The organism is Arthrobacter sp. B0316-1-20 (assembly GCF_059091865.1).
This window is the reverse complement of the sequence record NZ_JBNHHC010000018.1, coordinates 28,869-42,683: the sequence shown is the minus strand read 5'-3', so window position 1 is coordinate 42,683 and position 13,815 is coordinate 28,869. Positions and strand designations below refer to the sequence as shown.

Annotated in this window: 14 protein-coding genes and 2 riboswitches; of the genes, 2 read left to right on the top strand and 12 right to left on the bottom strand. The window is 67.0% G+C overall.

Annotation, left to right across the window (positions count from 1 at the left end; genetic code table 11):
- Positions 1 to 66: 66 nt before the first annotated feature.
- From AC5RW2_RS25545 to uriH, 3 genes are read right to left on the bottom strand one after another with little or no spacing between them, the layout of a single operon-like run.
- Complete coding sequence (locus AC5RW2_RS25545; RefSeq protein WP_493964108.1) at positions 67 to 1,023, bottom strand: ribokinase; 957 nt, start codon at positions 1,021 to 1,023, stop codon at positions 67 to 69.
- Entirely contained in the window at positions 1,020 to 2,444 is a 1,425-nt protein-coding gene (gene uriT, locus AC5RW2_RS25540; RefSeq protein WP_493964107.1) for a uridine transporter UriT, read from the bottom strand. The genes AC5RW2_RS25545 and uriT overlap by 4 nt, the downstream gene beginning before the upstream one ends.
- Positions 2,441 to 3,484 carry a uridine-preferring nucleoside hydrolase UriH gene (uriH, locus tag AC5RW2_RS25535; RefSeq protein WP_493964106.1) on the bottom strand — a complete coding sequence of 348 codons (1,044 nt, stop codon included), beginning with the start codon at positions 3,482 to 3,484 and terminating at the stop codon, positions 2,441 to 2,443. Before uriH ends, uriT begins: the two co-directional genes overlap by 4 nt.
- Before the next feature lie 209 nt (positions 3,485 to 3,693).
- Here uriH and AC5RW2_RS25530 point away from each other — a divergent pair, with 209 nt between their 5' ends.
- The gene (locus AC5RW2_RS25530) at positions 3,694 to 4,686 is read left to right on the top strand and encodes a LacI family DNA-binding transcriptional regulator (protein ID WP_493952327.1); all 993 of its coding nucleotides are present in this window, start codon (positions 3,694 to 3,696) and stop codon (positions 4,684 to 4,686) included.
- Between the two features lie 112 nt (positions 4,687 to 4,798).
- On the opposite strand, the gene AC5RW2_RS25525 is transcribed toward AC5RW2_RS25530, so the two are convergent.
- From AC5RW2_RS25525 to AC5RW2_RS25505, 5 genes are all read right to left on the bottom strand, one after another.
- The gene (locus tag AC5RW2_RS25525) at positions 4,799 to 5,599 is read right to left on the bottom strand and encodes an SDR family oxidoreductase (RefSeq protein WP_493952296.1); all 801 of its coding nucleotides are present in this window, start codon (positions 5,597 to 5,599) and stop codon (positions 4,799 to 4,801) included.
- Positions 5,600 to 5,730: 131 nt separating this feature from the next.
- Complete coding sequence (locus AC5RW2_RS25520; RefSeq protein WP_493952297.1) at positions 5,731 to 6,534, bottom strand: phosphotransferase; 804 nt, start codon at positions 6,532 to 6,534, stop codon at positions 5,731 to 5,733.
- Between the two features lie 92 nt (positions 6,535 to 6,626).
- Positions 6,627 to 6,947, bottom strand: a complete 321-nt coding sequence (locus tag AC5RW2_RS25515; RefSeq protein WP_493952298.1) for a putative quinol monooxygenase — start codon at positions 6,945 to 6,947, stop codon at positions 6,627 to 6,629.
- 151 nt (positions 6,948 to 7,098) lie between these two features.
- Positions 7,099 to 7,635: a DUF1990 domain-containing protein gene (locus AC5RW2_RS25510; protein WP_493952299.1), complete on the bottom strand. Its 537-nt coding sequence runs from the start codon at positions 7,633 to 7,635 to the stop codon at positions 7,099 to 7,101.
- Between the two features lie 3 nt (positions 7,636 to 7,638).
- Positions 7,639 to 8,043 carry an MmcQ/YjbR family DNA-binding protein gene (locus tag AC5RW2_RS25505; protein WP_493964105.1) on the bottom strand — a complete coding sequence of 135 codons (405 nt, stop codon included), beginning with the start codon at positions 8,041 to 8,043 and terminating at the stop codon, positions 7,639 to 7,641.
- A gap of 167 nt (positions 8,044 to 8,210) precedes the next feature.
- Here AC5RW2_RS25505 and AC5RW2_RS25500 point away from each other — a divergent pair, with 167 nt between their 5' ends.
- The gene (locus AC5RW2_RS25500) at positions 8,211 to 9,050 is read left to right on the top strand and encodes a DUF1206 domain-containing protein (protein WP_493964104.1); all 840 of its coding nucleotides are present in this window, start codon (positions 8,211 to 8,213) and stop codon (positions 9,048 to 9,050) included.
- 40 nt (positions 9,051 to 9,090) lie between these two features.
- Here the strand turns inward: AC5RW2_RS25500 and AC5RW2_RS25495 are convergent, their stop codons facing one another.
- From AC5RW2_RS25495 to AC5RW2_RS25480, 4 genes are all read right to left on the bottom strand, one after another.
- A complete protein-coding gene (locus AC5RW2_RS25495) occupies positions 9,091 to 10,014 on the bottom strand; it encodes a MetQ/NlpA family ABC transporter substrate-binding protein (RefSeq protein WP_493964103.1) in 924 nt (307 codons plus the stop codon).
- Between the two features lie 25 nt (positions 10,015 to 10,039).
- The gene (locus AC5RW2_RS25490) at positions 10,040 to 10,732 is read right to left on the bottom strand and encodes a methionine ABC transporter permease (RefSeq protein WP_493964102.1); all 693 of its coding nucleotides are present in this window, start codon (positions 10,730 to 10,732) and stop codon (positions 10,040 to 10,042) included.
- Positions 10,729 to 11,796 (bottom strand): methionine ABC transporter ATP-binding protein, encoded by a 1,068-nt coding sequence (locus AC5RW2_RS25485; RefSeq protein ID WP_493964101.1) that lies wholly within the window; start codon positions 11,794 to 11,796, stop codon positions 10,729 to 10,731. The genes AC5RW2_RS25490 and AC5RW2_RS25485 overlap by 4 nt, the downstream gene beginning before the upstream one ends.
- 114 nt (positions 11,797 to 11,910) lie before the next feature.
- Positions 11,911 to 12,001: riboswitch (SAM riboswitch) on the bottom strand.
- Positions 12,002 to 12,080: 79 nt separating this feature from the next.
- Complete coding sequence (locus tag AC5RW2_RS25480) at positions 12,081 to 13,484, bottom strand: LLM class flavin-dependent oxidoreductase (RefSeq protein ID WP_493964100.1); 1,404 nt, start codon at positions 13,482 to 13,484, stop codon at positions 12,081 to 12,083.
- A gap of 86 nt (positions 13,485 to 13,570) precedes the next feature.
- A riboswitch (SAM riboswitch) is annotated at positions 13,571 to 13,662 on the bottom strand.
- Positions 13,663 to 13,815: the final 153 nt, after the last annotated feature.

Below are 13,815 nucleotides of genomic sequence, written 5' to 3'. Positions count from 1 at the left end.
CCACCGGTGGTCGACTAAGGCCGCTCGCGGCCGCATGGAGACCGTACGTCGTTCGGTCTCTGGTCCTCAGGCGCCAGGCCGCAGACGCTCCACGTCTGTCAGTCGCGGATACGCGGCCTGGGTTCCCTTCTTCGTGGCAGCTAGGGCAGCAGCGACCGAAGCGAACGCCGCCGCCTCGGCCAGTGCCTCCCCTACGGCAAGCCGTGCCGCCAGGGCTCCGGTGAAGGCGTCGCCGGCGCCGGTGGTGTCCACGGCGTCGACCTTGGTGGGGGCGATCCGGGTGATCTGGAGCCCCTCCTCAGCATGCGAATCCAGCACGATGGAGCCGTTGGCGCCCAGGGTGACCACGGCGCGGTCCAGCCCCTGAGCCGCAAACTTCAAGCGCACCTGCTCCCAATCGGCAACGGCGGCATTAGCGCCGGGCATTTCGGCGCCACCGAGGAACTGCGAAGCCTCGTGCGCGTTGACCAGAAGGACGTCACTGAGTTCGGCCAGGCTCTGCGGCACGGGCGCGTACGGCGAGAGGTTGAGCAGCACTGTTGCTCCGGCGTCGTGCCCCGATCTTGCTGCCGCTTCCACGGCGTCCAGGCCGACCTCGAGGCAGAGGCAAACCACGGCGGCGCCATCGAAAACGTCCCTGGCGGCGACTACGTCAGCCGCGACGACGGTGCCGTTAGCGCCTGGGGAAATGACGATGCTGTTCTCCCCCGCGGCGTCAACGGTAATGACGGCGACGCCGGTCTCGACGTCCGGGGCGCGGCGCACGCGGGAAGCGTCCACGCCGGCCCCTGCAACGGAGGCCAGCAGCATGTCCCCGTTGGAGTCCTCGCCCACGGCGCCGATCAGGGCGACGTTGCCGCCCAGCCGGCCAGCGGCCACGGCTTGGTTGGCGCTCTTGCCGCCCGGGTTCACGGCAAAGCCTTCGCCGTGAAGGGTTTCGCCGGGGTTGGGCAGCCGCTCGGTGTAGATGGTCAGGTCCGCGTTCAGCGAACCAACGACGACGATGCGTCCGTGCGGACTCACCTTTCCACCTCGGCATCGACGGGCTTGGGGATCAGCAGCGAGGCGGCGAAGGCCGCGACCGTGATGACCAGGCCGACCACAATCACCGTGAGGTAAGAGCCGCGGTCGCCCAGCGCCGAGGTGCCCACGAGCACCGCCGGCAGCACCAGGAAGCTCAGCCCGGCGCCGAGGTTGAAGGCTCCGGCGTTCATGCCCGGCAGGAAGCCGGGGTTGCCCGGGGGCGAGAGCACCACGCCGAGCCCGTTGAGCATGATGTTCGCGGTGCCGGCGTACATGATGCCGAGCAGCGCAGTGGCGGCGACCATCACCGGCAGGCTGTTCAGGCCGAACAGCACAATGATAACCAGCGAGACGATGCTGCCGATCATGCCGATACGCAGCACATTGGTGTAACCCAATACCGGGGCGAGCCGTCCGCTGATCGGGCCGAAGACCCAGCCCAGCAGCGCGTAGGGGGTCAGGATGAGCAGCGCCGTTTCGGTGGGGCCGATGCCGAAGCCGGGGGCGGCAGCCTGTACGTAGGCGGGGACAATCCCGTTGATCACGGCAAAGATGCCGGTCATGGTCAGGATGGTGGTCAGCAGCGGCGCCCACGTGGAGCGCTGGCGCAGATGGACAATCTCGACCATCGGCTGCTTCGCGCGCTTTTCGGTGGCCCAGAAGGCGGCGAACGCGGCGGCGGCAACGGCGATCAACACCAGCGAGAGGACCAAGGTCCCCTTGGAGAACCCGCCGACCAGCTTGGCGGCCTCGTTCAGCGCGGTGAGCAGGGCACCGACCGCGACAACAATGAAGACGACACCGGTCCAGTCCATCCGCGTCCCGGCCTGTGGTTTGCTCTCGGGCGTCAGGACGGCGACGAGAACCGCGGCGATCACGGCGAGGACCACCATGAACCAGAAGATGCTGCGGAAGCCGTAGTGCTCGGCCATGTAACCGCCGAGGAAGGCATCGACGCCGGCCACGCCGCCGTTGACCGCGAGAATGACGCCCATCAGCGTGCCGTAGGTGCGCGGGTTGGGCACGGCGGTGCGCAGCATGATGAGGCACAGCGGCACGGTGGGGCCGCTGGCGCCCTGGATGATCCGGCCCACGAAGAGCCACGTAACGTCCGGGGCCAGCGCTGCAATCACGGAGCCAGCGGCCGTCAGCAGCATCATCCCGACGAGGATCCGCTTGCGGCCGACAATATCGCTCAGCCGGGGCAGGAACAGGGAGAACAGCGCGGCGGTCGTGAAGAACCAAGTCTGGGACAGGCCGATCGAGGCCTGGTCTGTCTGCAGTTCCTCCCCCATGGTGACCAGGGCGGGGCTGAGCATGGAGGCATTGAGCTGGAAGGCCACGCAGGCCGTCAGCAGGGCGACCATCAGGGCGGTGGTGCCGCCGCGGGTTGACTTGGCTTCCTGGAGAACGGTGCTCATTTCGTTGCCACGCCTTTGGTGACAGGCGCGGCGGAGGAGGGCTCCGCCGTCGTTGTTGTGGTGGCGGTTCCAAGGTCTACCTCGCCGATCCGGACCAGCGCATCGGTAACCAGGTTCCAGAACTTGGTGCGGTCAAGCTCCACGGCCACCGAGGTGTGGCAGTCAGCCGGTGCGGGGAAGCGGAAGTCAGCGACCGTCATGCCGAGCGTCAGCTTGCCCTGCAGTTCGATGTCGACCGGGACCTTGCGGGTTGTCATGACGGTGGGGTCGATGACGTAGGCGACGGCGCACGGATCGTGGACCGGCGGGTAGTCGAAGCCCTGTGCATCCTTGTAGGTTTGGGCGAAGAAGTCCATCAGTTCGCGGACAAAGCGGGCCGGACCGGTGCCGACGGCTTCGATCTGCTCGACGACTTCGGGGGTGGCCAGCGCCTGGTGCGTGAGGTCCAGTCCCACCATGAGCACGGGCCACTTCTCGTTGAAGACAATGTGGGCGGCCTCGGGGTCGATCATGATGTTGAATTCGGCCACGGCGGACCAGTTGCCCACGTGGTAGCCGCCGCCCATCAGCACGACTTCCTTGACCCGCTCGACGATGCGCGGCTCCTTGCGGGCGGCCATCGCGATGTTAGTCAAGCCGCCGGTCGGGACCAGGGTCACGGTGCCGGGTTCGTGCGCCATGATCGTGTCGATGATGAGATCAACGGCGTGGCGCGGGTCCAGTTCAATGGTGGACTCCGGCTGCGCGGGGCCGTCCATGCCGGACTCGCCGTGAATGTCCGGCGCGGTTTCGATGGTGCGCACCAGCGGGCGATCGCAGCCGGCGGCGAAAGGGACTCCGGTTATGCCGGCGATCGTCCCCACGGCCAGGGCGTTCTTGGTGACCTTTGCCAGGGTCTGGTTGCCCACAACGGTGGTCACGGCGAGCAGTTCGATGTCCGGGTTTCCGTGGGCCAGGAGCAGCGCCACGGCGTCGTCGTGCCCCGGATCGCAGTCCAAGATGATCTTTTTCGGTCCAGGCGTCGCGGAAGTGGCGTCCATGTTTTCTCTCCACGTCATCGGGGCCCGCCGCAGCGGGAATTTGGTCACAGGAAGTGTGACACCCCCTCCCGCTTCACGTCAAACGCTTGACGCAAGTTGCGTCAAGCGCTTGATGCCTTGTGGCGTTTGATCACGCTTATCATGGGCTCATGGATTTCGCCCACCCTCCCCAGCGCCCGGCGCGCCCCGATCGGCGGGTGACCGCGGCGATGGTGGCGGCGCGCGCCGGCGTCTCCACGGCGACGGTTTCCCTGGTGGCCAACGGCAAGACGCGCGGGCGGGTGTCCGCAGACAACATCTCGCGGGTCCGCCAGGCCATCGCCGATCTCGGATACGTGGTGGACAGCGTGGGCAGTTCACTGGCCAAGGGAGTCAGCTCCATTGTGGTCCTGGTGGCGCCGGACATTTCCAACCCGTTCTTCGCCAAGGTCGTTGCCGGCGCCCGGGAGTCCCTCGGCGCGGACTTCCAGCTGCTGCTCTCCGTCACCGAGGCCGGCGAATTTCCCCGCGCCGATGACATCCGCCGGATTCTCGCCCTGCGCCCGGCAGGTTTGTTGGTGGATGCCCCCGATGCCGCGTTCCTCGAGGACCTCTCAACCACCGGTCCCCTGGTGCTGCTCGACGCGCCCGGGCTGGAGGCTTTTGCACCGTCCGTCAACCTCGACGTGGCCCACGGCGCCCGCGAACTCGCGGCGCATCTGGCCGCCTCCGGCCACCAGCGAGTGGCGTACCTGGACAGCGTGACCGGCACAGCCACCTTCAGCATCCGGCGAACCGCCTTCCTGGCGGAGGCGGCCGGGCGCGGAATGACCGTGGGCCCGTCCCACCTGATCAGCACCACGATCGACGTCGGCGCATCGGCCGAGGCATTTGCCGCCGCCTGGCCCCAGTGGCAGCAAGCGGGTGTCACCGCCGTCGTCTGCGCCACCGACACCCACGCGTACGGCGTACTGCAGCAAGCGCGCGTTGACGGCGTGCGGATCCCGGAAGAACTCGCCGTCGCCGGCTTCGACGACCTGCCCTACTCCGCCACCAGCAATCCCGGCCTCACCACCGTCCACCTTCCCGCCACCCGCCTGGGCCTCAAGGCCGGAGAACAGCTGCGCGGCCTGATCGAAGGCCGCGCCCTCGAGCAGCCCCAGCTCACCTTGGAGAGCTCGCTGATTGTGCGCGGCTCCACGGAGCGGACCGCCGCCAACTAAAGGGCTGCGGGCACCACCTTCTGGCTGCGTTCATCAATCACGGCGCCTCCGGCACCGGCGAGCCCGCGCGGGCCGGACCTGCCCTCACGCTAAAGGAGCCGGGGGCTGCCCGCTATGCCTCGCGCCAATCGTGGCCGGTGACTGCTGCCCCGGCTTGCGGCCCCATCTGCAACATCCCGCCGTCCACGGCCCAGGACGCACCGGTCACGTAGCCGGCATCCGCGGACGCCAGGAAGGCGATCACGGCCGCCACTTCACGGGCGTCGCCTGGCCGGGCCAGCGGGATGCCGGGCCGGTCGATGCCCTGCGGATCCTGGTCCTCGTTGCCGGTCATGGCGGTAGCAATCTCGCCCGGCGCGACGGCGTTCACCGTGATGCCGTGCCGGCCGAGCTCCAGCGCCATGTTCTTCACCAGTCCGCCGAGACCGTGCTTGGCGGCATCATACGGAGCGGCGCCTACCATCGGCTGGTGCTCATGCACGCTGGTCACGGCGATGATCCTGCCCCCGGTGCCGGCGGCCGCCATCTTCCGGGCCGCGCGCTGCATGCAGACAAACGCGCCGTCCAAATCGGTGGCAACCACATTCCGCCACGTCTCATAGTCCAGGTCCAGGAACGACTCCATGGCCCCGGTACCGGAGTTGTTGACGAACACGTCCAGCCCGCCGAGCTGCTCCGCGAGCGCATCGACCACGTCCCCGCAGCCGGGCAGGTCCGTGGTGTCCAATTGTTCGACGGCGGCGCTGCGGCCGAGTGCGCGGACCTCCTCCGCGGTGGCCTCTGCTCCGTCCCGGTCGGAATGCCAGGTGATCCCGACGTCCATCCCGGCCCGGGCCAGGGCGACGGCGGTGGCCCGGCCAATGCCCGAGTCGGATCCGGTAACGATGGCGGTGCGCGGCGTGAACTGTTCCATGCGCCCATTGTGGCGAAGAACCGGACAGTTGCCACCCCTGCGTGATCGGATCCGACCGTCGACCGCAGGAAATTCTGTGTGCCAGATTCGGCGCCCCCCTGTGCAACGGGCCGGGCAGCCGAGGGCAGGTTCTAGGCAGTGTTGAGCGCCGCGGCCAGCTCGGACCGGATCGAGTCAATCCAGGCTATCCGCCGCGCAATCCGATCGTGTCCACCGCTGCGTTCCCACATGTCAATGAACGCCTGCTCTCCGCGCGCGATGCGAGCCAGAACGAAGGGGCCGGAACGGTGGATGCCCGCGACGATGTGGTCCAAGAACTCGTCGCGCTGGGGGCCGAAGGGAATCCCATAGGCGTCCGCCACGATCCGCAACCGGGAGGCGACGTGGAGGCCCGAGCGGCCGTCGCGCGCCGCGTCCTCCGGGGTTTCCAGCGGAAGCCAGTGTCGGGCCAGGACCGCGAGATCGTGCAGCGGGTGGGTCGGGGCAGCGAATTCGAAGTCGATCAGAGCGGCTGCTCGTCCTCGGCGCACAATGACGTTCTCCATACACACGTCGTTGTGCCCGATGATCCGGCCGCCGCCGGGATATGCCAGCTCGGTGTTCCAGATGGCGTTCGCAGGTGGAACGAAGTCGGCAACGGCGTCATGGAAGGCGCGCAACAGGCGTGCGACCGACGCCAGCAGTTCGGGGGAAAGTGACCACTGCGGAAACGGTGGAACGGCCACCTCTCCCGGAATGTAGCGCAGCCGCTCCCGGCCTTGTGCATCAAGCCCCAAGGGCTCCGGAACCCCGTTGAATCCCCTGGACCTGACATGCTCAAGCAGGCTAAAAACCAGTTCCGTCTGGGCCGAGGCGGGGCGGCGAACCTCATCGCCAATTCTGATGACCGACCCGGCGTTGGCCACCCCGCCGGCCAGTACCTCGCCGTCGTTCATGGGCCATACCCTACCGCGGTGACGCGTCCCTGGGCGGCCGGTTTTTAACCGCGGGTGGGGCAGGCCGCTGCCTGCCCCACCCACTGCATTCGTTAGGCGACGGTCATTTCGCCCATCTCGTCCCAGCCGTCACCGTCAATCTGGCGGCTGATGATGCGAGGAGTCTCCTGCAGATACTGCGGCTGCTCCTGCATGGCCTTCTTGAAGTGCTCGCTCTTCACGTGCGCTTCGGCGGCGTCATCCTTGAAGGCTTCCACCAGGACGTACTCGTTCGGATCCTCCACGCTGCGCGACCAGTCGAACCACAGGTTGCCCGGCTCGGCCCGGGTTGCTTCGGTGAACTCCCGCACCAGCTCGGGGAAGTTGTCGGCGTGCTCGTTCTTGACCTTGAACTTGACCACAATGAAAATCACGCGGATTCAGCCTTTCTCTCGGTGTCCATCAATCCTGTCATGGGCAAAATCGACTACTCAACAGGCGGCCTTCTCCGCGACGGGAAGGCCGCCTGTTGAATAGTCGATGGAGTGCTTCCACGCCAGGTGTCAGGGGAGGTCAGCTGGCCGATCAGCCGGCCAAGCCGCCGGCCAGAGCTTTGGCGGCGGCAACATACCGCCGGGTGACCAGCCGCTGGGCGGCTTCCGCCACCGGCCCGCCTGCCCGGTAAAACCAGTTGGAGTGCCGGCTGAACGCAAACAGGTCGAAGACCACCAGCCCGTTCTCCTCCAGCAACGCCACGAAACCCTCTTCGCCTGACTCCGGGTGTCCCGGCAGCGTGCCATAGCCGAAACCCGTCCGGGTCGAGCTCCGCTCCGTCCACACCACGCGGCAGGGCGCGGACAACCGCAGCGGTCCGACCCCGAATCCGGGCACAACGTCTACGCCTTCGGCGGCCACAGGCGTAGAGGCATCCACCCGCAGGCCGGCCAGCCGGTGGAGCTCCCAGCCCATCAGGCCCTCGGCCAGCCGGCGGAACGCATCCTCCCCGACGCCGACAGCTGTTCGCGTATCGGTGGTCCGGTATCCCGGCGGCGAGGTGCGCTCCCGGGCCAGCCCCACGCCGTCGTACGTCAGCGCGGCACCGCTGAGATCCTTGGCCTGCACCGCTCAGCCCTGCCGCACGTCGTCGCCGCGGGTCAGGCCCATCCAGCCCAGCGACTCGCGGTCCCGGCGCGGCAGCGACGCCACCACCAGGTCGTACGAGTCCTCGATCATGTCCCGCAGCATGTCATCGGGCAGCGCGCCGTCGCAGCGCACTCCGTTCCAATGCGTTTTGTTCATGTGGTACGCGCCGGTGATCTCCGGGTGGGCGGCGCGCAACTGCTGCGCGAGCACGGGTTCGCACTTGAGGCTGATGCTCAGCCGCGGCGCCTGCAGGTCCGAGAGCGCGAACATTTTCGCTGCCCGCCCCGGCGCGCGGACCTTGAACACCGACGCCTCGGGCCCGAACGGAAAGTCCTCGAACGCTCCGGGCAGGGACAGGCAGTATTCACGCAGCGCGGTCGCGTCCATAGGCCCGAGCCTACTGCTACCTGCCGACCCGGTCACGGGGAATGCCCGGTGCGCGGCGGTAAGTTCGGTGGCAGGATGGTGTCACTGATGTTTCACGGGGAACGACGGCGGTGCTGAGGCGCCGCCGTCGAGCGCCGAAATGGGGCCCCGCCCAGGAGAGGAGCACCATGGCAGAGAGCGGCATGCAGCCCAGGCCGACAGCCGACAGCGCGATGGATAAGACAGAACGTGCGGCGGATTCCAAGCAGTTTGAATGGGTGGCGCGCAGCGGTTTCGCGGCCAGCGGGCTGCTGCACGTACTGATTGGCGCGATCGCGCTGCGGCTGGCCTTCGGCGGAGGCGGCGAGGCGGACCAGTCCGGAGCAGCTTCCAGCCTGGCGCAAAACCCGGGCGGGCTCTTCCTCCTCTGGGCAGGAATGCTGGGCGCCGCGGCATTGGCCCTGTGGCAGGCCAGCGAAGCGGTGTTCGGCGGCCGCGGCCTGGAGCAGAAGAAAAAGTGGGGCTACCGGGCGAAGGCTGTGGGCCTGGCCATCGTGTACGGAGCCATAGCGGTGACCTTCGGCAGCTTTGCCCTGGGCTCCGGCAGCAACAGCAGCGAGAAATCGCAGGACGCCAGCACCAAGCTGATGCAGTGGCCGGGCGGAGCTGTGGTGCTGTTCCTGATCGGCGCGGTGATCATCGGAGCCGGAATCTACTACGTGGTCAAAGGCCTGTTCCGGAACTTCCTCGCCGACCTTAAGCCGCTGCCCCCCGGCGGCGTCCGCACCGGCGTGACCTGGCTGGGCATCGTCGGCTTAGCCGGCAAGGGGCTGGCTTTGTTTGTGCTCGGGCTGCTGCTGGCGGTCGCCGCGGTGCAAAACGACCCGCAGGACGTGAAGGGCCTGGACGGCGCGCTCAAGGCGCTCCGCGAGCAGCCGTTCGGACCCGCGGCGCTGGCTGTGGTGGCCGTCGGGCTGATCTCCTACGGCCTGTATCTAGGTGCCCGGGCGCGTTACGCGAAGATGTAGAGCGGCCCGGGCACCCGCCAGCCTGGCGGAGCCGGCCCAGCTACTCCGCGGAAACAGGTGTGAGCACGTCCTTGACCAGCGGATCGTCCGTGCCGGCCAGGTAGTCCTCCAAGCGCGGATCGGAGAAAATCTCGATCAGCTTCTTGCTCTCAGCGGTGTCCTTGAACTGGGTGCCGATCACTAGGCGGGAGGCAAAAGTCTTGGGTGCGGCTGGGAACAGGATGCCCTTGTCGCGGCCGATCTTTCCGGCGTCGAACTGGGAGACGTACCCGATCGCCGCGTCGACCGAATCGAGCATCCGCGGCATGGCCAGCAGGTCGGCTTCCTTCAGCTCGAGACTGCGCGGATTGCCGGTGACATCGCGGATCTTCGCGGTGCGAGGCTCCACTGCCGGATCGAGTTTCAGTAGTCCCTCGCGCTGCAGCAACCAGAGCGCCTGCCCTTGGTTGGCCGCATCGTTTGGCAGCAGCAGGACAGCGCCTGGCGGCAGGTCCTCGACCGACTTGTAGCGGGTGGAGTAAAGCCCGAAGCCCCATTGGAAAAGCTCCACCGTTGGCGTCAGTTCGATGCCGCTGGCGTCCGCCGACTGCTGCATGTACCACTGGTGCTCGAAGATGGTGGCGTGGAACTGTCCCTCGGCCACGGCGCGGTTGGCTTGAATCGGATCCTGCAGGCCCACGGCCTCAAGCTTAACGTCGTAGTCAGGTGCAATCTTTTCGGCGACGAATTTGAGGATCCTTTCCTCGCCGGCCATCGCCGGTTCGAAGTGGACCTTCAACGGCGAGGCGACCTCGCCGTCGGCAGCGGCTGCGGTGGCCGGCCGGGACTGCTGCTGCACCAGCGACAAGCCCAAAACCAGGGCGGCGACGACGGCGATCGCCGCGATGCTCCATGGCAGGGCGGTGGACTGCTTGCGCAAGGTGAAACCGTGGTCGTGACCAGACCCGGTGGACGGTGTGCTCATGTGTGGTGCTCCTGGTTTTGTTCGATTAAGGGCGCAGCAGGGCGCGGGAAATGCGGTCGCCGGCGAACTGCACCAGCTGGACGGTGATGATCAGGACAACGATGGTGGCTGCCATCACGTGGGTATCGAACCGCTGGTAGCCGTACGTGACGGCCAGGTAGCCGATGCCGCCTGCTCCGATGGTTCCGGCGATGGCTGAGTATTCAATCATCGAGATGGTGTTAAGCGTGATCGCCGAGGTTAGGCCGGGCAGCGCCTCCCGCAGCTGGGTCTGACGGATGATTTGCCCGGTGGAACTGCCGGTGACCAGGCCGACGGCCATGTTCTCGCGAGGCAGGTCGTTTAGCGCGTTCTGCACCAGCCGGGCGAAGAACGGAATGCCGGCCAGCGTCATGGGGACAACAGCCGCGGCAATGCCGATGGTCGTTCCGGTGACCCACTTGGTTAGCGGGATAATCGCTGCCATCAGCACCAGGAACGGCAGCGAGCGGCCCATGTTGACCAGCCAGCTGACCACACCATGCAGGCGCGGCCGGGGGAACAATCCGCGGCTGTCCGTGTTGTACAGCAGCACGCCGGTGGCGCCGCCAACCAAGATCACCAGGACCATCACTATGCCGACCATCGCCCAGGTTTCCCCGTAGGAAGGCAGCAGCAGCCCGGGCAGGTCCGCCCAGGGCGTGTCCAGCCCGACGGCCGCTGTTTCGGCGGGCCTCATGCGCGCACCTCGATCTTCTCGTTGGCTTCGTGTTCTGCCGCGGCCGACGGCGGCGCTGTTGCCGGCCGTGTGCCGGCCGTGACTGCCGCAGGGCGATCCGCGACCAGGCCCAGTCGTTCCAGATAGGCGCGCACCTCGGCCTCCGGCCGGCCGGCAACTCCGATTTCGGCCCGGCCAAGCACCGATTCGCCGTGGGCTTCCACCGAACCGCCCAGCAGCGCCACGCGTACACCCAGGCCTGTGGACAGCCGGGTGAGCCACTCCGGGTCCACCGGACCGTGCCGGTAGGAGATGGACAGCGCATAATCAAACCCGACTGGTAACGGCAGCGCCCGCACCGGCAGCAACTGGCGGCCGGCACCGGAACCCGGGTCCGCCACGAGCGCGCCGATCGGCCCGTATTCTGAAACCCGTCCGTTGGCCAGCACGGCCACCTGGTCGGCGACGTGGCGCACCACGTCCATTTCATGGGTGATCAGGATGACGGACAGTCCCAGCTCTGTGCGCACATCGTCCAGCAGGTCTAGGATCTGCTGGGTGGACTCCGGATCCAAGCCGGACGTTGATTCGTCGGAGAGCAGGATCCTGGGCCGAAGCGCCAGGGCCCGGGCGATGCCGACCCGCTGCTTCTGGCCGCCGGAGAGCTGGCCCGGATATGCATTGGCCTTGTGCAGCAGGCCCACCCGGTCCAACAGCTCGGCTACACGGGCCTCGATCTGCGGATGCACCACGCCCAGATTGCGCAAAGGAAGCGCAACATTTTCGGCAACCGTCATCCGGCGCAGTAGTGCGGAGTGCTGGAAGATGGTCCCGATCGCGCGGCGTTCGCTGCGCAGTGCCTGGCCGGACAGTGCGGACAGGTCGCGGCCGTCCACCAGCACCTGCCCCGAAGTTGGCTTTTCCAACAGGGAAATGCAGTGCGAGAGGGTCGTCTTCCCGGCCCCGGATGGACCGACGACGGCGGTAATCTCCCCCTGTTCAATGGTCAGGTTGATGCCCTTGAGCACCTCCGCCGTCCCGGTGCGTGTGGTGTAGCTTTTGTGCAGGTCGCGGATTTCGATCATCGGGGTCCGCCTGCGCTATAGCGTTTCAAACTGCTCCTCAAATTCGGGGAGCCCCGGGGCACGGCCCATCGCGACGGCGCACGCATGGCGCCGCCGGAACGATCCGGCGCTGGTTCTCCATCGGTTCTGGCATTAGCACCGTGCGGCAATTGCCGGGTTGCTGCGGCGTCGTCGAGCCAGATCTCTCAGCCGCTCTGGATGGTTCTTATCGACGGCGGTGCGCTGCCCGGGAGGGGCGGCACACCGCCGTCGTAATTCAGGTGGTTCTTAGCTGAACGCCGAGGTCAGCGGACCAGGGAGTTCTCCAGCCGGAAGCCGGCCGCGCGGTGGTTCCCGGGCAGCTTGTCGCCGCGGCCGAAGAGCTTGTTGCGCAGCGTTCCCGGCGCGTACTCGGTGGGGTATGCGCCCAGCTTCTGCAGCTCCGGCACCACGTATTCCACGACGTCTTCGAAGGTGCCCGGAGTGATGGCGTAGGCCAGGTTGAAGCCGTCCACGTCGGTCTCGTCGACCCACTCCACCAGCTTGGCGGCGACGTCCTTGCCGGAACCGACCGTGATCGGGCCGAAGCCGCCAACGCCGACCCATTCCGCCAGTTGGCGGATGGTCCACGGCTTGCCGCTGTCGCCGGAGGCCTTCTGGAAGGTTTCCACCGAAGACTGGATGGCGTTGGACTTCACGTTCTCGCCGATCACGTCGTCCGGGCCGTAGGTGGACAGGTCCACGCCCATCCAGCCCGAAATCAGGGCCAGCGCGCCGTTGACGTCCGCGTAGGACTTGTAGTCCTCGAACTTCGCCTGGGCGGTGGCGTCGTCCGGGCCGGTCACCACGGTCTGCATGGCGTAGATGCGGACGTCGTAGCGGCCACGGCCGGCGGCCTCAGCGGCGTCGCGGATCTTCTTCACCGATGCCGCGAGCATTTCCTTGGTGGGGCAGGTGACGAACACGGCTTCGGCGTTTTCCGCAGCGAACTGGGTGCCGCGCTTGGAGGCGCCGGCCTGGAAGATCACCGGGGTGCGCTGCGGGCTCGGTTCGGTGATCGCGATTCCCGGCACCTTGAAGTACTTGCCCTCGTGCCGGATTTCATGCACCTTCGCCGGATCCGTGAAAACGCCGGACTCGCGGTCCTTTACCACGGCGTCGTCTTCCCACGAACCCTCGAGCAGCTTGTAGATGACCTCAAGGTATTCGTCGGCGTGGTTGTAGCGCTCGTCGTGCTCCAACTGGTCTTCCTGGCCCATGTTGCGGGCGGCCGAGGGCAGGTAGCCGGTCACCACGTTCCAGCCGACGCGGCCGTTGGTCAGGTGATCCAGCGTGGCCAGGCGGCGGGCGAACGGGTACGGGTGCTCATAGGCGGTTCCCGCGGTGACACCGAAGCCGAGGTTCTCGGTGACCGCTGCCATGGCCGACACCAGCATGAACGGATCGTTCACCGGGACCTGGGTGCCGGCGCGCAGCGTCGTCTCGTTGGACGAACCAAAGACGTCGTAGGTGCCGAGCACGTCGGCAATGAACAGCCCGTCGAACAGGCCCTTCTCCAGCACTTTGGCTAGATGCGTCCAGTAGCCGATGGTGTTGTAGGTGGCGGACTTGTCCTGCGGGTGGCGCCAGAGGCCGGGTGACTGGTGGCCCACGCAGTTCATGTCGAACGCGTTGAATCGAATGTGGCGCTGCGGGTTGTTCAAGGTCATGTCAGGCTCCTTTTCTGATGAGAAGAGCCCGCGCCGATCCCCGGCGGGCATGCAGTGGCCCTGAGGAACCAACGAGAGATCGAGCTTCTCCATCGGTCCTGGCGGTAGCACCGTCCTCGAATCGAGGGGGTTGCTGCGGCGTCAACAAGCCAGGTCTCTCGGCCGCTCTGGATGGGTACCCCTCCATTGGACACCAGTAGGCGCCGCGGAGGGAAATGTGGCGCGTCACGCGGGGTAAGAATGACGACGCGGGTGCGGAACCGGCTGACCGTCCTATCGATGTCGCCGCGGAGCCGCGAGGGTTAGGGTTGGAAACTGACATGGCTTGCCT

Coding starts and splice junctions, on each gene's coding strand:
- uriT (WP_493964107.1), bottom strand. CDS start 2,444: ATGAGCACCGTTCTCCAGGAAGCCAAGTCAACCCGCGGCGGCACCACC.
- uriH (WP_493964106.1), bottom strand. CDS start 3,484: ATGGACGCCACTTCCGCGACGCCTGGACCGAAAAAGATCATCTTGGAC.
- AC5RW2_RS25530 (WP_493952327.1), top strand. CDS start 3,694: ATGGTGGCGGCGCGCGCCGGCGTCTCCACGGCGACGGTTTCCCTGGTG.
- AC5RW2_RS25525 (WP_493952296.1), bottom strand. CDS start 5,599: ATGGAACAGTTCACGCCGCGCACCGCCATCGTTACCGGATCCGACTCG.
- AC5RW2_RS25520 (WP_493952297.1), bottom strand. CDS start 6,534: ATGAACGACGGCGAGGTACTGGCCGGCGGGGTGGCCAACGCCGGGTCG.
- AC5RW2_RS25505 (WP_493964105.1), bottom strand. CDS start 8,043: ATGGACGCGACCGCGCTGCGTGAATACTGCCTGTCCCTGCCCGGAGCG.
- AC5RW2_RS25500 (WP_493964104.1), top strand. CDS start 8,211: ATGGCAGAGAGCGGCATGCAGCCCAGGCCGACAGCCGACAGCGCGATG.
- AC5RW2_RS25495 (WP_493964103.1), bottom strand. CDS start 10,014: ATGAGCACACCGTCCACCGGGTCTGGTCACGACCACGGTTTCACCTTG.
- AC5RW2_RS25490 (WP_493964102.1), bottom strand. CDS start 10,732: ATGAGGCCCGCCGAAACAGCGGCCGTCGGGCTGGACACGCCCTGGGCG.
- AC5RW2_RS25485 (WP_493964101.1), bottom strand. CDS start 11,796: ATGATCGAAATCCGCGACCTGCACAAAAGCTACACCACACGCACCGGG.
- AC5RW2_RS25480 (WP_493964100.1), bottom strand. CDS start 13,484: ATGACCTTGAACAACCCGCAGCGCCACATTCGATTCAACGCGTTCGAC.